We start from the raw sequence: 17,119 nt of genomic DNA on the forward strand, positions 1-17,119 counted from the left end.
CGCCACGGCCGTCACGCGGAACAACGCCGCGCGCCCCCCGGCGGTTACGCCGGGATCTCCCTCGCTCCGGAGGCACGACCGCCTACAGCGGCGCCGGTCTCCCGTGTCCTCCGTTCGGCGGACATGTCCGGCGTACCTGTTGCACCACCTGTCGCCCCGCACTTGACTCGTTCTCGGCGGAATCCTGCGGAGTCACGCAGCACGCGCGCGAGCGCGGGAGAGGTGCTCACGATGCTTTCGGCCAAGAGTGTGTTCCAGGAGATCCTCGCCAACGACGAGTCCTTCGCCCTGTTCTGTTCCATCGCCGCGAGCGGTGAGTCCCAGGGAGGCTGGGAGAACGCCCGGATCGCCGCGCTCGTCCCCGACAGCCAGCGGGAACTCGCCCCCAAGATCACCCGGCACGGCGCCGACGAGGACAAGCACGGCCGGATCTTCAACGCCCTGCTGAAGAAGCGCGGCCTCGACCCCGTCCCGGTCCCGCCGGAGACCGACTACACCATGCTCCTGGAGAAGAACGGCATCGGCCTCGCGCACGAGCACCTCAAGCGCGACGAGCGGCTCACGGTCCAGGACATCGTCACCTACCTCTCGCACAGCAGGGTCACCGAACAGCGCGCCTCCGAGCAGATGGAACTCCTCCGCAAGCACTTCGCCGACGACCCCGACATCGGCCGCGCGGTCCGGCAGATCTCCCACGACGAGGACAACCACCTCGCCTACTGCCACGAGGAACTGCTGCGCTTCGCCCACGCGGGCCACGGCCGGGCCATCCAGCGGACCCTGCGCGAGTGCGCGCTCGCCGAGATCCGGATCTACCGGGACGTCAGCCTCGCGGTCATGGCGAACATGGGCCGCATCCTCGGCTGGTCCAGGGCCAAGTCGGCGGTGCTAGCGGCGGGCATCCACGCGCTGTACGCGTACGAACGGCTGGGCGGCTGGCGCCGGATGGTGTCGCTGAGGATGCCCGAGCACCGCGACGCCCTCGGCGGACCCGCGTCCCCGGCACCCGAGTTCGCCTGAGCCGTCCCCGCTACAACCAGCCCCGGCGCTTGAACAGCCGGAACACCAGCACCTCGAGAACCGCCATGACCACGATCAGCACCGGGTAGGACCACTCCCAGCGCAGCTCTGGCATGTGATCGAAGTTCATGCCGTAGATCCCCGCGACCATCGTCGGGATCGCGGCCATGGCCGCCCACGCGGAGATCTTGCGCATGTCGTCGTTCTGCCGGACGCTCATCTGCGCCAGATGCGCGGAGAGGATGTCCGACACCAGCCGGTCCAGGTTCTCCACGGACTCGTTCACGCGCGTGAGGTGGTCGCTCACGTCCCGGAAGAACGGCCGCGCCCGGTCGTCCACGAACGGCACCGCCACGCCGGACGGCGCCGTGCCCGCCAGCCGGCTCATCGGCAGGGCCAGCGGTCCGGTCGCCCGGCGGAACTCCAGGACCTGCCGTTTGAAGTTGTAGATCCGGGACGCGGTGTGCCGCGAGCCCCCGTCGTCCGGGGAGAAGACCTCCGCCTCCAGCCCCTCCAGGTCGGCCTGCAACTCCATCGCGACGTCCAGGTAGTGGTCGACGGCGGCGTCGGCGACCGCGTAGAGCACGGAGGTGGGGCCGTTGCCCAGCAGGTCCGGCTCGTGCTCCAGCCGCTGCCGTACGGCCTTCAGCGGGCCGCCATCGCCGTGCCGGACGGTCACGACGAACGAGTCGCCCAGGAAGATCATGAGCTCGCCGGCCGAGACGGTGTCGGTCTGCGGCTCGTACGTCACCGGCTTGAGCACCACGAAGAGCGAGTCGTCGTACACCTCCAGCTTGGGCCGCTGGTGGGCCTTGAGGGCGTCCTCGACGGCCAGTGGATGCAGCCCGAACTCCTGGGTCACATGGTCGAATTCGCGCTCCGTCGGCTCGTGCAGCCCGATCCACACGAAACCGCCCGCCGCACGGGCCTCACTCAGGGCGTCGGAGAAGTCCTCCGGCCCTTCCGACCGGTGTCCGTCGCGGTAGATGGCACAGTCGACGATCACGAAAAGACTCTCCCGTCACTCGAAGGACACCGTACGCGCGCGTGCGCCTACGCTGGACCGCATGCCCACGTTGATCCTGGTCCGGCACGGACGTTCCACCGCCAACACCGAGGGACTGCTCGCCGGCTGGACGCCCGGTGTCGCCCTCGACGAACGCGGCGCGGCACAGGCCGCCGCGCTGCCCGGGCGGCTCGCCGAGCTGCCGCTCGCCGAGATCGTCACCAGCCCGCTCCAGCGCTGCCAGGAGACGATCCGGCCCCTCCTCCAGGCCCGGCCGGAACTCACCCCGAACACCGACGAGCGCATCGGCGAGTGCCACTACGGCGACTGGTCGGGACGCAAGCTCGACGAGCTCAAGGACCAGCCCCTGATGGAGGTCGTGCAGGCGCACCCCTCCGCGGCGGCGTTCCCCGGCGGGGAGTCCATGCGGGCCATGCAGACCCGCGCCGCCGAGGCCGTACGCGAGTGGAACGCGCGCGTGGAGCGCGACCACGGCGCCGACGCCGTCTACCTCATGTGCTCGCACGGCGACATCATCAAGTCGCTCGTCGCGGACGCACTCGGACTTCATCTGGACCTCTTCCAGCGGATTTCCGTTGAACCGTGTTCCATCACCGCGATCCGCTACACACGACTGCGACCGTTTCTCGTCCGCCTCGGCGACACGGGCGACTTCACGTCCCTGGTGCCGCGCGAGGAACCGCCGGGCGACGAGGCCCCCGTCGGGGGTGGTGCGGGCGCACCGTGATCGTCGGCCGCAGTAGGGTGAAGCGGTCGCAGCAGTGCCGTGGCCACACGGCCCCCACGATTCCAATGGAGACAGGACGTGTCCCGTCAGGTGTTCCTCTACGACCATCCGGAGCGTTTCGTGGCCGGCACGGTCGGACTGCCCGGGCGCCGTTCGTTCTTCCTCCAGGCCACCGCCGGCTCCCGGGTGACCAGCGTGGCCCTGGAGAAGACCCAGGTCGCCGCACTCGCCGAACGCATGGACGAACTGCTCGACGAGGTCGTACGCCGTAGCGGAGGCAGCGCCGCCGTCCCCGCCGTCGCACCGTCGGAGATCACCGACACCGCTCCGCTGGACACCCCCATCGAGGAGGAGTTCCGGGTCGGCACCATGGCGCTCGCCTGGGACGGCGAGGAGCAGCTGATGATCGTCGAGGCGCAGGCGCTCGTCGAGCTCGACGCCGACACCGAGGAGGACCTCGCCGAGGCCGAGGAACGGCTGCTCCAGGACGAGGAGAACGGGCCCCCGATGCTGCGGGTGCGGCTCACCGGCGCGCAGGCGAGGGCCTTCGCCAAGCGCGCCCTCGACATCGTCAACGCCGGGCGGCCGCCGTGCCCGCTGTGCAGCCTCCCGCTCGACCCGGAAGGACACGTATGTCCGCGCCAGAACGGATACCGCCGCGGAGCGTGACACCTCCTTCGGACGCCGCCGAACTGCTCGCCCGGGGCGAACTCACCGTGCGCGGACGCATCCGTGAGGCGTCCAACGCGGCCCTGTACTGCACGGTGTCCCACGACGGCCGGGACGCGGCCTGCATCTACAAGCCGGTCGCCGGGGAGAGGCCCCTGTGGGACTTCCCCGACGGGACGCTCGCCCAGCGCGAGGTCGCCGCGTACGAGGTCTCCGAGGCGACCGGCTGGGGTCTGGTCCCGCCCACCGTGCTGCGCGACGGCCCCTACGGCGAGGGCATGTGCCAGTTGTGGGTCGAGGCGGCGCCGGAGGCGGAGTTGCTCGCGCTGGTCGACGGGGAGGAACCGGAGCCGGGCTGGAAGGCCATCGGCTTCGCAGAGGTCGGCGAGGGCCGCACTGCGCTCCTCGTGCACGCGGACGACGAGCGGCTGCGGCGGCTCGCGGTGCTGGACGCCGTGCTCAACAACGCCGACCGCAAGGGCGGGCACCTGCTGCCCACCGGCGAGGGGCGGCTGTACGGGATCGACCACGGGGTCACCTTCAACGTCGAGAACAAGCTGCGGACCCTGCTGTGGGGGTGGGCGGGGGAGCCCCTCAAACGGGAGGCCGTCGACGTCCTCGAAGGCCTCAGGAAGGACCTGGCGGAGGGCGGTAACCTCGCCGCCCGGCTCCAGCCGCTGATCACCGGCGCGGAGATCGACGCCACGCGCGCGCGGGTCGGCGCGCTGCTCGCCTCGGGGAAGCATCCGGAGCCGAGCGGGGAGTGGCCGGCGATTCCATGGCCGCCCGTGTAGCAGCACAGCCGCCGGTTCACCGCAAGAACGCCTTCTCGGCCGTCCGGCCGCTCCCATTCGTATATGGAACTTCAGTCCGGTTAGGCTCAAGGCATGCATGCCTGGCCCGCTTCCGAGGTCCCCGCCCTGCCTGGTCAGGGCCGCGACCTGAGGATCCACGACACCGCGACCGGCGGTCTGGTCATCCTCGACCCCGGTCCCGTCGCCCGTATCTACGTCTGCGGCATCACCCCGTATGACGCCACGCACATAGGTCACGCGGCGACCTACAACGCGTTCGACCTCGTGCAGCGGGTGTGGCTCGACACCAAGCGGCAGGTTCATTACGTCCAGAACGTCACCGACGTCGACGACCCGCTCCTGGAGCGGGCGCAGCGCGACGGCATCGACTGGGCCGCGCTCGCCGAGCAGGAGACGGCCCTCTTCCGCGAGGACATGACGGCCCTGCGGATGCTGCCGCCGCGGCAGTACATAGGCGCCGTCGAGTCGATACCCGGGATCGTCCCGCTCGTCGAGCGGCTGCGGGACATGGGCGCGGCGTACGAACTCGAAGGCGACGTGTACTTCTCGGTCGAGTCCGACCCGCACTTCGGCAAGGTCTCCGGGCTGGACGCCGCGGCGATGCGGCTGCTGTCCGCCGAGCGCGGCGGCGACCCGGACCGGCCGGGCAAGAAGAACCCGCTCGACCCGATGCTGTGGATGGCGGCCCGGGAGGGCGAGCCCAGCTGGGACGGCGGTTCGCTCGGGCGCGGACGGCCCGGCTGGCACATCGAGTGCGTGGCCATCGCCCTCGACCACCTCGGCATGGGCTTCGACATCCAGGGCGGCGGCTCCGACCTGGCCTTCCCGCACCACGAGATGGGCGCCTCGCACGCCCAGGCCCTCACCGGCGAGTTCCCCATGGCCAAGGCGTACGTGCACGCCGGCATGGTGGCCCTCGACGGCGAGAAGATGTCCAAGTCCAAGGGCAACCTGGTCTTCGTCTCCAAGCTCCGGCGCGACGGCGTGGACCCGGCCGCCATCCGGCTCGCGCTGCTCTCCCACCACTACCGCGCCGACTGGGAGTGGACCGACCAGGTCCTCCAGGACGCCGTGACCCGGCTCGGCCGCTGGCGGGCCGCCGTGTCCCGGCCCGACGGGCCGCCGGCGGAGGCGCTCGTGGACGAGATCCGCGAGGCCCTCGCGAACGACCTGGACGCCCCGGCCGCACTCACCGCGGTCGACCGCTGGACCGCTCAGCAGGAGCAGCACGGCGGCACGGACGAGGGCGCCCCCGGGGTGGTCTCCCGCGCGGTGGACGCGCTGCTCGGCGTCGCGCTGTAACCGACAACAGACAGAGGGGGCGCATCCCGAGCGGGAGACGCCCCCTTTGGCGTGCGGGGGTTGTGGTGCTGCCGCGGGGTTCCAGCAGGCGGTGAGGGTCTGCGGGGCGCGCTCCGGGGCGCCCGCTTGCCGTCGCCGACGCGGGTGGCCAGGCGCTGCGTGGCGAGGCGCTGGGGATGGGGCCCTGGCAGGCGACCAGGGCTGCGGGCGTGCCCCGGCCCACCCCGGCCGGCCCACTCGCGGCAGTGGAACGCCGGAGGCCGTGCGGGCTTCGTTCGCGTCTCCGGGCTGCTCGTTGTCATCGGCGGTGGGGCGGCGGCGACGTGCCGTGGTTGGGCCCCGGCAGGCTGGACGGGCTCTGGGCGTGCCTGCCGGCCGCTCGCCGTTGAGTAGATGGGCATGGGGCGAGTGCTGCCGTAAGGCTCCGGCAGGCGGCGACGGGCTGCGGCAGCACTCCGCGGCGCCCGCTCGCCGCAGCCCGGCGTAGGGAGACCCGCGGTGGGCGAGGCCGGCCTTCAGTCCTCCGACGACTCCTCGTCGTCCGTACCCGGCTTGGGCGGCTTCGGCGGGCGGGTGCGGCCGCTGGGGTTGTCCCGCAGGTACGACGTGCTGTCGCTGCCGTCCGCCGTGGCGTGGCCGCCGGAGGAGGGCGGTCCGCCGCCGTCGCGGCGGCGGAGATAGCGCTCGAACTCCCGGGCGATCGCCTCGCCCGACGCCTCCGGCAGCTCGGCGGTGTCCCGGGCCTCCTCCAGCGACTGGACGTACTCGGCGACCTCGCTGTCCTCGGCGGCCAGCTGGTCCACGCCGACCTGCCAGGCACGCGCGTCCTCGGGCAGTTCGCCCAGCGGGATGCGCACGTCGATCAGGTCCTCCAGCCGGTTCAGCAGGGCCAGCGTGGCCTTCGGGTTCGGCGGCTGCGAGACGTAGTGCGGTACGGCCGCCCACAGGGACACCGCCGGTACCCCCGCGTGCGTGCAGGCCTCCTGGAGGACGCCGACGATGCCCGTGGGCCCCTCGTACTTGGTCTCCTCCAGGTCCATCCGGCGGGCCAGGTCCGGGTCGGACGTCGTCCCGCTGATCGGAACCGGACGGGTGTGCGGGGTGTCACCGAGCAGGGCGCCCAGGACGACCACCAGTTCCACGCCGAGTTCGTGCGCGAAGCCGAGCAGTTCGTTGCAGAACGACCGCCATCGCATGGACGGTTCGATGCCCCGGACGAGGACCAGGTCGCGTGGCTTCTCCCCGCCCACCCGGACCACCGACAGCCTTGTCGTCGGCCACGTGATCTTGCGGACGCCGGCTTCCAGGAACACCGTGGGACGGTTGACCTGGAAGTCGTAGTAGTCCTCGGCGTCCAGCGCCGCGAAGACCTCGCCCTTCCACTCCCTGTCCAGATGCGCGACCGCGGTGGAGGCGGCGTCGCCGGCATCGTTCCAGCCTTCGAACGCGGCCACCATGACCGGGTCGATCAGCTCGGGAACCCCCTCGAGCTCGATCACCCAGCGCCTCCTTCCGACGTGCCCTCGCGTACCCCCCAACCTTACGGCGTGCCAAGGGGGCGCCCGCAGCCCCCTCGCAGGGGGAGTGACCCCATCACTGCCCCGCGATCCGCCCCTGAACACACCGGGCTCGTCCGAGCCGTCCGTGAGGTCCTGGTCACAGCGTGGAGCGCAGCCACTGCTCCACGCTCGCGATGTGCACCGTCGCCCAGGAACGCGCCGCCTCGGCGTCCCGGTCCCGCAGGGCCGCGAGGATCGCCCGGTGCTCGCGCAGGGTGCGGCCGACGGCGTCCTCCTGGGTCAGGCCGCGCCAGATCCGGGCCCGGGTGGTCGGGCCCGACAGCCCGTCGAGCAGCGAGCACAGCACGGAGTTGCCCGAGCTCTGCACGATGCCCCGGTGGAACTCGAGATCGCAGGCGACGAGGTCCTCCACGGACGGGGCGTCGCCGAGCTTGTCCAGCTGGGCCGTCAGCGCGTCCAGTTGCTGCTCGCTGATCCGCAGCGCCGCCATGGCCGTGGCGGCGGGCTCCAGGATGCGGCGTACGGCCAGGAACTCCAGGACCGTGTCGTCGCGGTGGAAGTCCACGACGAAGCTCAGGGCCTCCAGCAGGAGTTGCGGATCGAGACTGGTGACGTACGTGCCGTCGCCCTGCCGGACGTCCAGGATCCGGATGAGGGACAGGGCGCGTACGGCCTCCCGCAGGGAGTTGCGGGACAGGCCGAGGTCGGCGGCGAGTTCGCTCTCCTTGGGCAGCCGGTCGCCCGGCCGCAGCGCGCCGGAGACGATCATGCCCTTGATCTTCTCGATCGCCTCGTCGGTGACTGCCATGGCCGGCCTCCCTGTCGCTCAAGACCTCCGACGTATCAGGTCATTATGGGGGTCGGGAACGCGGAAGGGGCGGCTCCGTCGGCGTGGAGCCGCCCCTCCCGGCAACGGGATCCCCCGGGCGTGCCTACTTCTTGTCGAGCAGATCCTGCACCTTGGCGCGGACATCGTCCGTGGCCAGGCCGCGGATGGTCAGCGTCGTGCGGCGGCGCAGCACGTCGTCCTGCGTCTCGGCCCACTCGTGGTCCCGGGCCCAGACGACCTGCGCCCAGATCTCCGGGGCGTCCGGGTGGACGCGCTCGGCGAGCTCCGGGCTCTCGTTGGCCAGGCGGGCGATGTCGAAGGCCAGTGAGCCGTAATGCGTGGCCAGGTGCCTGGCGGTGTCGGCCGCCATGCGCGGGCCGGGCGCCGGGCGGTCGGTCAGCAGCCGGTGGGCGACCGCGCGCGGGTTGGCGATGCCGGGCAGCGGCAGCCTCTTCGGCAGGGAGCTGATCGGCTCGAAGTCGTCGCCGAGCGGGTGGCCGGGCAGCGTCTCCAGCTTCTTCATGATCGTGCGGCCGATGTGGCGGAAGGTGGTCCACTTGCCGCCCGCGACGGACAGCATGCCGCCCCGGCCCTCGGTGACGACCGTCTCGCGCTTGGCCTTGGCGGTGTCGCCGGGGCCGCCCGGCAGCACGCGCAGTCCGGCGAACGAGTACGTGATCAGATCGCGGCTGAGCTGCTGATCGCGAACCGAGAAGGCGGCCTCGTCGAGGATCTGGGTTATGTCCTGCTCGGTGACCGAGACGTCCGCCGGGTCGCCCTCGAACACCTCGTCGGTGGTGCCGAGCAGCAGCATGTCCTCCCAGGGCAGGGCGAAGGTGATGCGGTACTTGTCGATCGGGGTGGCGAGCGCGGCCTTCCACGGGGAGGTGCGCTTCAGGACCAGGTGCGCGCCCTTCGACAGGCGGATGGACGGCGCCGCGTTCGGGTTCTCCATCTTGCGCAGGTGGTCGACCCAGGGGCCGGTCGCGTTCAGCACCAGCCGGGCGTTGACGCCGAACTCGTCACCGGACAGCCGGTCCTTGAGCTCGGCGCCCGTGACCCGGCCCTTGGTGAAGCGCAGGCCGGTGACCTCGGCGTGGTTGAGGACGACCGCGCCCGCCTCGACGGCCCCGCGGACCGTCATCAGCGCCATGCGCGCGTCGTTCATCTGGTCGTCGCCGTACACGGCCACGGCCTTGAGGTTCTCGGTGCGCAGCTCGGGCACGTCCTGTGCCGCCTTGGCGGGGGAGAGCAGGTGCCCGACGCCGTCACCGAACGCGGAGAGCGCGGAGTAGGCGAAGACGCCCGCCCCGAGCTTCGCCGCGCCGTGCGGCCCGCCCTTGTAGACGGGGAGGTAGAAGGTGAGCGGGTTCGCCAGGTGGGGGGCCACCTGGCGGGAGACCGCACGGCGCTCGAAGTGGTTCTCCGCCACCAGCTTCACCGCGCCGGTCTGCAGGTAGCGCAGACCGCCGTGGAGCAGCTTGGAGGAGGCGGAGGACGTGGCACCGGCGAAGTCGCCGGCGTCGACCAGAGCCACCCTGAGGCCGGACTGCGCGGCGTGCCAGGCGGTGGAGATGCCCAGGATGCCGCCGCCGATCACGAGGAGGTCGTACGACGCCTTGGCGAGCTGCTCCCTGGTCTCGGCTCGGCTCGGGTTCGAGCCGGAGGCCGGGTGGGTCCCCAGGGCAGGCACGGACTGCAGGGTGGACTGACTGGTCATGCGGTTTCTTACTCCTCGTCCTCGAGCCAGCCCATGGTCCGCTCGACGGCCTTGAGCCAGCTCTTGTACTCACGGGCGCGGGTGTCCGCGTCCATGCGGGGGGTCCACTCGGCGGCCCGGCGCCAGTTGGCGCGCAGGTCGTCGGTGCTGTTCCAGAAGCCGACGGCGAGACCGGCGGCGTAGGCGGCGCCGAGGCAGGTGGTCTCGGCGACCATCGGGCGCACCACGGGGGCGTCCACGAAGTCGGCGAGGGTCTGCATCAGCAGGTTGTTGGAGGTCATGCCGCCGTCGACCTTCAGGGCGGCCAGCTCGACGCCGGAGTCCTTCGTCATGGCGTCGGCGATCTCGCGGGTCTGCCAGGCGGTGGCCTCCAGGACGGCACGCGCCAGGTGCGCCTTGGTGACGTACCGGGTCAGGCCGGCGATCACACCGCGGGCGTCGGAGCGCCAGTACGGGGCGAACAGGCCGGAGAAGGCCGGGACGAAGTAGGCACCGCCGTTGTCCTCCACGGACAGTGCGAGCGTCTCGATCTCGGCGGCCGTGGAGATCAGGCCCATCTGGTCGCGCATCCACTGCACCAGCGAGCCGGTGACGGCGATCGAGCCCTCCAGGGCGTAGACCGTGTCCTGGTCGCCGATCTTGTAGCCGACGGTGGTCAGCAGGCCGCTGTACGAGTTGATGATCTTGTCACCGGTGTTCATCACCATGAAGGTGCCGGTGCCGTACGTCGACTTGGTCTCGCCCTCGGCGAAACAGGTCTGGCCGAACAGGGCCGCCTGCTGGTCACCGAGCGCGGAGGCGACGGGGATGCCGCCGAGCAGGTCGCCCAGCTTGCCGCCGGTGATCTCGCCGTAGACCTCGGCGGAGGAGCGGATCTCGGGGAGGATCTGCTTCGGGACGCCGATCGACTCGCAGATCTTGTCGTCCCACTCCATGGTGTGGAGGTTCATCAGCATCGTGCGGGACGCGTTGGTGACGTCCGTGACGTGCTTGCCGCCGTCGGTACCGCCGGTCAGGTTCCAGATGACCCAGCTGTCCATGGTGCCGAAGAGGATGTCGCCCGCCTCGGCGCGCTCCTTCAGCCCGTCGACGTTGTCGAGCAGCCAGCGGGCCTTCGGACCGGCGAAGTAGGAGGCGAGGGGGAGGCCCGTCTCGCGGCGGAAGCGGTCCTGGCCGACGTTGCGGCCGAGCTCGCGGCACAGGGCGTCGGTGCGGGTGTCCTGCCAGACGATGGCGTTGTGGACGGGCTCACCGGTGTTCCTGTCCCACAGCACGGTCGTCTCGCGCTGGTTGGTGATGCCGATGGCCTTGATGTCGTCACGGGTGATGCCGGCCTTCTCGATGGCTCCGGCGACGACCTCCTGGACGTTGGTCCAGATCTCGGTGGCGTTGTGCTCGACCCAGCCCGGCTTCGGGAAGATCTGCTCGTGTTCCTTCTGGTCGACGGAGACGATCCGGCCGTCGCGGTCGAAGACGATGCATCGGGAAGAGGTGGTGCCCTGGTCGATGGCGGCGATGAAGGGGCCGGCGGTGTGCGCGTCGGTCACTGTGAGCTCCTGGTAATTCCGGGTTTATGGGGCTTTACGTACGGCGCGTGCTGAGAGTTTCGCGAAAGCGCAAAGGATCTCTAGGCGAATGCGACGTTGTAGATGCCTGCCGCGATGGCGCCGCCGATCAGCGGACCCACCACGGGGACCCAGGCGTAGCCCCAGTCGGAGCCGCCCTTGTTGGGCAGCGGCAGCAGGGCGTGCACGATGCGCGGACCGAGGTCACGGGCCGGGTTGATCGCGTAGCCCGTCGGGCCGCCGAGGGAGAGGCCGATGGAGACCACCACGAGCGCGGTGATCAGGGCCCCGAGGTTGCCCAGGCCGTTGCCCTTGTCGTTCAGGCCCTGGGTGAGCACGGCGAGCACCAGCACGACGGTGCCGATGATCTCCGTGACGACGTTCTGCCAGGCGACCCGGACCTCGGGCCCGGTGGAGAAGACGCCCAGCACGGGGCCGGCGCCCTTCTCCTGGGCCTCGACGGCCTTGGCCGTGGTGGCCTGCGCGCCCGGACCGCCGACGATCTCGCGGTCGGTGAGGTGGGCGTGGAACTGGCCGTAGTAGGCGATCCAGACCAGGGCGGCACCGATCATGGCGCCGAGGATCTGTCCGGCCCAGTAGACCGGGACGTTCTTCCAGTCGCCGTCCTTGATGGCGATGGCCAGGGTCACGGCCGGGTTCAGATGGGCGCCGGACAGCGGCGCCGTGGTGTAGACCGCCGTGAGCACCGCGAAGCCCCACCCGAAGGTGATGGCGAGCCAGCCGGCGTTGCGGGCCTTGGATGCCTTCAGCGTGACGGCGGCGCAGACTCCGCCGCCGAGGAGGATGAGTATGGCGGTACCGATGGTCTCGCCGATGAAGATGTCGGAGCTGGACACCCGCGACTCCTTTGTCCTTCGTCCAGGGGTGAAGTTCTATACCGGCCTGGCGTTGTCACACTCTAGCGCGTATTGCCGGTAGCTGTTCGACAATGTCGACCGATGGACGGGAGTCTTGCTTCGGCGTTACGAGCACGTCAAGGGCTGTGTTGTCGAAAACACGATCGTTACTGATCGCCGCGGCCTCGTGGATCTCCGGCGGCGGGTGAGCGCGGGCATGCCGAAGGGCCGGAACGCCCTGCGGCGCCCCGGCCCCATGTCCCGTCAGAACCGTCCGGCGCCCAGGTCCCGCGACACCGCGCGGGCACAGTCCCGGACCGCCGCGATCAGCTCGGGGCGCAGCGCTCGCTCTTCGTCGGACCGGCACAGCCGCTCCACGGCGCCCGTGATGCCGACCGCGCCGACCGGCATGCGCCGCCGGTCGTGGATGGGTGCGGCGAGGGAGGCGACGCCCTCCCAGGTCTCCTCGACGTCCGCCGCGTAACCACGCGCGCGTGTGACGTCGAGGATGTGCTCGAAGGCCTCCGGCTCGCACACGGTCCGGTCGGTGAACGCCTTGCGGTCGGCCTCCAGGGCCTCGCTGTGCGCCACCGGGTCGTAGGCGGAGAGCACCTTGCCCAGCGCCGTGGAGTGCAGCGGCTGCATGGCCCCGATCTCCAGGACCTGCCGGCTGTCGTCGGGCCGGAAGACGTGGTGCACGATCAGCACGCCCTGCTGGTGCAGGACGCCCAGGTAGACGCTCTCGCCGCTGGACCGGGCCAGGTCGTCGGCCCACACCAGGGCGCGCGCCCGCAGCTCGTGCACATCGAGGTAGGTGGTCCCCAGGCGCAGCAGCTCCGCGCCGAGCTGGTAGCGCCCGGAGGCGTCGTCCTGCTCCACGAAGCCCTCCTGCTGGAGGGTGCGCAGTATGCCGTGGGCGGTGCCTTTGGCCAGGCCCAGCGACGAGGCGATGTCCGACAGGCCGAGCCGCCGCTCGCCGCCCGCGAGCAGCCGCAGCATCGCGGCCGCCCGTTCGAGCGACTGGATGTTCCGTGCCATCGCCGTACTGCCTCCGTCCCCTTCGACCGCCGACCAGCGGCGCCCGCAGCCTTTGTTCGGCAATGCCGAACACTACCGGTCGTTGCCGACCTCTCGCTAATGGCGGGTCACCATTTGTTGCGTCGGCGGGTCGCCATGCGGTGCACCGGCGACGCGCCGAGGTGCGTCACAGGTGGCTCATCAGTGGCACAACGGCCGTCCGGGACGCCATGCGCGTCCGCCCCGTGGACGCCCTGCCCATCCCGGGCCGCTCCCGGTTACGCTGGCGCCGTGCGCCTTTCCCCCGGATGCCCCCCGTGTGTCCGGGCAGCCGCATAGCCGACAGCCGTCGCACTCGAGGGAGCCCTTTACATGGCCTCGTTGCCACCGACCCCTTCCGCAGACAACTGGACCCGCGTGTCCGCCCTCCGAGAGGCCCTGGCCACCCGTGTGGTCGTGGCCGACGGGGCCATGGGCACCATGCTCCAGGCGCAGGACCCGACGCTCGAGGACTTCGAGAACCTCGAAGGCTGTAACGAGATCCTCAACGTGACCCGGCCGGACATCGTCCGCTCCGTCCACGACGCGTACTTCGCGGTCGGCGTCGACTGCGTCGAGACCAACACCTTCGGCGCCAACCACACGGCCGCGGCCGAATACGAGATCTCCGACCGGGTGCACGAGCTGTCCGAGGCGGGTGCCCGGATCGCCCGCGAGGTGGCCGACGAGTACGCCGCCGAAGACGGCCGGCAGCGCTGGGTGCTCGGCTCGATCGGCCCCGGCACCAAGCTGCCGACGCTCGGCCACGTCACCTACGGCCTCATCCGCGACGGCTACCAGGCCAACGCCGAGGGCCTGCTCGCCGGCGGCGCGGACGCGCTGCTCGTGGAGACCACGCAGGACCTGCTCCAGACGAAGGCCTCCATTCTCGGCGCCCGCCGGGCCATGGAGGCCACCGGCGTCGAGGTGCCCCTGCTGTGCTCGATGGCCTTCGAGACCACCGGCACCATGCTGCTCGGCTCCGAGATCGGCGCGGCGCTGACCGCCCTGGAGCCGCTCGGCATCGACATGATCGGGCTGAACTGCTCCACCGGCCCGGCCGAGATGAGCGAGCACCTGCGCTATCTGACGCGCCACTCGCGCATCCCGCTGTTGTGCATGCCGAACGCCGGCCTGCCGATCCTCACCAAGGACGGCGCCCACTTCCCGCTCGACCCCGAGGGCCTGGCCGACGCCCAGCAGAACTTCGTCCGCGACTACGGCCTGTCCCTGGTCGGCGGCTGCTGCGGCACCACCCCCGAGCACCTGCGCCAGCTCGTCGAGCGCGTCCGGGACGTCACCCCGACCGAGCGCAGCCCGCAGCCCGAGCCGGGTGCGGCCTCCCTCTACCAGTCGGTGCCGTTCCGGCAGGACACCGCGTATCTGGCGATCGGTGAGCGGACGAACGCCAACGGGTCGAGGAAGTTCCGTGAGGCCATGCTGGAGGGCCGCTGGGACGACTGTGTGGAGATGGCCCGGGAGCAGATCCGCGAGGGCGCGCACATGCTCGACCTGTGCGTGGACTATGTCGGCCGCGACGGCGTGGCGGACATGGAGGAGCTGGCCGGGCGTTTCGCCACCGCCTCGACGCTGCCGATCGTGCTGGACTCCACCGAGGTGGAGGTGATCCGGGCCGGTCTGGAGAAGCTCGGTGGCCGTGCGGTGATCAACTCGGTGAACTACGAGGACGGTGACGGTCCGGAGTCGCGCTTTGCGAAGGTCACGCAGCTGGCGCGGGAGCATGGTGCCGCGCTGATCGCGCTGACGATCGACGAGGAGGGTCAGGCCCGCACGGCGGAGAAGAAGGTGGAGATCGCCGAGCGGCTGATCGAGGACCTGACCGGGAACTGGGGCATTCACGAGGAGGACATCCTCGTCGACTGCCTGACGTTCACGATCTGTACCGGTCAGGAGGAGTCCCGCAAGGACGGGATCGCCACCATCGAGGGCATCCGCGAGCTGAAGCGGCGCCGTCCGAGGGTGCAGACGACGCTGGGTCTGTCGAACATCTCCTTCGGTCTGAACCCGGCCGCCCGCATGCTGCTGAACTCGGTTTTCCTGGACGAGTGTGTGAAGGCGGGTCTGGACTCGGCGATCGTGCACGCGTCGAAGATCCTGCCGATCGCCCGTTTCAGCGAGGAGGAGGTCCAGACGGCTCTGGACCTGATCTACGACCGGCGTGCCGAGGGCTACGACCCGCTCCAGAAGCTGATGCAGCTGTTCGAGGGTGCGACGGCCAAGTCGCTGAAGGCCGGGAAGGCCGAGGAACTGGCCGCGCTGCCGCTGGACGAGCGTCTCAAGCGGCGGATCATCGACGGTGAGCGCAACGGGCTCGAAGCCGATCTGGACGAGGCGTTGGAGTCCCGCCCGGCCCTGGACATCGTCAACGAGACGTTGCTGGAGGGCATGAAGGTCGTCGGTGAGCTGTTCGGCTCCGGTCAGATGCAGCTGCCGTTCGTGCTCCAGTCGGCCGAGGTGATGAAGACGGCCGTGGCGCATCTCGAACCGCACATGGAGAAGGTCGAGGGCGACGAGGCGGGCAAGGGCACGATCGTGCTGGCCACCGTGCGCGGCGATGTGCACGACATCGGCAAGAACCTGGTCGACATCATCCTGACGAACAACGGCTACAACGTCGTCAACCTCGGCATCAAGCAGCCGGTCTCGGCGATTCTGGAGGCCGCCGAGGAGCACAGGGCCGATGTGATCGGCATGTCCGGGCTGCTGGTCAAGTCCACGGTGATCATGAAGGAGAACCTGGAGGAGCTGAACCAGCGCGACCTGGCGGCCAAGTACCCGGTCATCCTGGGCGGCGCGGCCCTGACCCGCGCCTACGTCGAGCAGGACCTGCACGAGATCTACCAGGGCGAGGTCCGCTACGCCCGGGACGCCTTCGAGGGACTGCGCCTGATGGACGCCCTGATCGGCGTCAAGCGGGGAGTGCCCGGCGCGAAGCTGCCCGAGCTCAAGCAGCGCCGGGTCCGGGCCACCGCCCCGGCCGCCGTGGAGGAGCGCCCCGAGGAGGGGCACGTCCGCTCCGACGTCGCCACCGACAACCCCGTGCCCGAGCCGCCCTTCCGGGGCACCCGCGTGATCAAGGGCATCCAGCTCAAGGAGTACGCGTCCTGGCTCGACGAGGGCGCCCTGTTCAAGGGCCAGTGGGGCCTCAAGCAGGCCCGCACCGGCGAGGGCCCGTCGTACGAGGAACTGGTCGAGACCGAGGGCCGGCCCCGGCTGCGCGGGCTGCTGGACAAGCTCCAGACGGAGAACCTGCTGGAGGCGGCCGTGGTCTACGGCTACTTCCCGTGCGTCTCCAAGGACGACGACCTGATCATCCTGGACGAGCAGGGCAACGAGCGCACCCGCTTCACCTTCCCGCGCCAGCGCCGCGGCCGGCGCCTGTGCCTGGCCGACTTCTTCCGCCCGGAGGAGTCCGGCGAGATCGACGTCGTGGGCCTCCAGGTCGTCACCGTCGGCTCGCGCATCGGCGAGGAGACCGCGCGTCTGTTCGAGTCCAACGCCTACCGCGACTACCTCGAACTGCACGGCCTGTCCGTGCAGTTGGCCGAGGCCCTCGCCGAGTACTGGCACGCGCGCGTGCGCTCCGAACTCGGCTTCGCCGGTGAGGACCCGGACGAGATGCAGGGCATGTTCGAGCTGAAGTACCGGGGCGCCCGCTTCTCCCTCGGCTACGGCGCCTGCCCCAACCTGGAGGACCGCGCCAAGATCGCCGACCTTCTCCAGCCGGAGCGCATCGGCGTCCACCTGTCCGAGGAGTTCCAGCTCCACCCCGAGCAGTCCACGGACGCCATCGTGATCCACCACCCGGAGGCGAAGTACTTCAACGCCCGCTGAGCCGCCCCACCGGGCACACTCCACAGCAGCCCCCGGCGCATGCACTGTGTGCCCGGGGGCACAGCGGTTAAACGAGGCACTTCCTTCGCACACGACGTAGACTGGTCGGTCCACTGAAGGCCGGTTCCCACGTGGGAACCGGCCTGATCGTCCCTCA

Annotated in this window: 13 protein-coding genes; 6 read left to right on the plus strand and 7 right to left on the minus strand. The window is 70.6% G+C overall.

What is annotated here, in order from left to right:
• Positions 1-231: 231 nt before the first annotated feature.
• Entirely contained in the window at positions 232-1,020 is a 789-nt protein-coding gene (locus QC385_RS29855; RefSeq protein WP_279544505.1) for a ferritin-like domain-containing protein, read from the plus strand.
• A gap of 10 nt (positions 1,021-1,030) precedes the next feature.
• Here the strand turns inward: QC385_RS29855 and corA are convergent, their stop codons facing one another.
• A complete protein-coding gene (corA, locus tag QC385_RS29860) occupies positions 1,031-2,026 on the minus strand; it encodes a magnesium/cobalt transporter CorA (RefSeq protein ID WP_279544506.1) in 996 nt (331 codons plus the stop codon).
• A 61-nt stretch (positions 2,027-2,087) separates the two neighbouring features.
• Between corA and QC385_RS29865 the strand changes: the two genes are divergently transcribed.
• From QC385_RS29865 to mshC, 4 genes are all read left to right on the plus strand, one after another.
• On the plus strand, positions 2,088-2,774 hold the full coding sequence (locus QC385_RS29865; protein ID WP_279544507.1) for a histidine phosphatase family protein: 687 nt from the start codon (positions 2,088-2,090) through the stop codon (positions 2,772-2,774).
• A gap of 78 nt (positions 2,775-2,852) precedes the next feature.
• Entirely contained in the window at positions 2,853-3,443 is a 591-nt protein-coding gene (locus QC385_RS29870; RefSeq protein WP_086839541.1) for a DUF3090 domain-containing protein, read from the plus strand.
• Positions 3,407-4,237, plus strand: a complete 831-nt coding sequence (locus QC385_RS29875) for an SCO1664 family protein (protein WP_279544508.1) — start codon at positions 3,407-3,409, stop codon at positions 4,235-4,237. Before QC385_RS29870 ends, QC385_RS29875 begins: the two co-directional genes overlap by 37 nt.
• 93 nt (positions 4,238-4,330) lie before the next feature.
• Positions 4,331-5,560 carry a cysteine--1-D-myo-inosityl 2-amino-2-deoxy-alpha-D-glucopyranoside ligase gene (mshC, locus tag QC385_RS29880; protein WP_279544509.1) on the plus strand — a complete coding sequence of 410 codons (1,230 nt, stop codon included), beginning with the start codon at positions 4,331-4,333 and terminating at the stop codon, positions 5,558-5,560.
• 515 nt (positions 5,561-6,075) lie between these two features.
• Here the strand turns inward: mshC and QC385_RS29885 are convergent.
• From QC385_RS29885 to QC385_RS29910, 6 genes are all read right to left on the minus strand, one after another.
• Positions 6,076-7,059 carry a PAC2 family protein gene (locus tag QC385_RS29885; protein WP_279544510.1) on the minus strand — a complete coding sequence of 328 codons (984 nt, stop codon included), beginning with the start codon at positions 7,057-7,059 and terminating at the stop codon, positions 6,076-6,078.
• Positions 7,060-7,216: 157 nt separating this feature from the next.
• Complete coding sequence (locus QC385_RS29890; protein ID WP_279544511.1) at positions 7,217-7,888, minus strand: FadR/GntR family transcriptional regulator; 672 nt, start codon at positions 7,886-7,888, stop codon at positions 7,217-7,219.
• 124 nt (positions 7,889-8,012) lie between these two features.
• Complete coding sequence (locus QC385_RS29895; RefSeq protein ID WP_279544512.1) at positions 8,013-9,629, minus strand: glycerol-3-phosphate dehydrogenase/oxidase; 1,617 nt, start codon at positions 9,627-9,629, stop codon at positions 8,013-8,015.
• 8 nt (positions 9,630-9,637) lie between these two features.
• Positions 9,638-11,176 (minus strand): glycerol kinase GlpK, encoded by a 1,539-nt coding sequence (gene glpK / locus QC385_RS29900; protein ID WP_150479912.1) that lies wholly within the window; start codon positions 11,174-11,176, stop codon positions 9,638-9,640.
• An 80-nt stretch (positions 11,177-11,256) separates the two neighbouring features.
• Positions 11,257-12,051, minus strand: coding sequence for an MIP/aquaporin family protein (locus QC385_RS29905; protein WP_279544513.1), 795 nt, complete (start codon positions 12,049-12,051; stop codon positions 11,257-11,259).
• Positions 12,052-12,315: 264 nt separating this feature from the next.
• Positions 12,316-13,089, minus strand: coding sequence for an IclR family transcriptional regulator (locus tag QC385_RS29910; RefSeq protein WP_059419398.1), 774 nt, complete (start codon positions 13,087-13,089; stop codon positions 12,316-12,318).
• A gap of 351 nt (positions 13,090-13,440) precedes the next feature.
• Here QC385_RS29910 and metH point away from each other — a divergent pair, with 351 nt between their 5' ends.
• Positions 13,441-16,962 (plus strand): methionine synthase, encoded by a 3,522-nt coding sequence (metH, locus tag QC385_RS29915; RefSeq protein ID WP_279544514.1) that lies wholly within the window; start codon positions 13,441-13,443, stop codon positions 16,960-16,962.
• Positions 16,963-17,119 lie beyond the last annotated feature (157 nt).

This window comes from Streptomyces sp. DH10, from assembly GCF_029813805.1.
Taxonomy (GTDB): Bacteria; Actinomycetota; Actinomycetes; order Streptomycetales; family Streptomycetaceae; genus Streptomyces; species Streptomyces coeruleofuscus.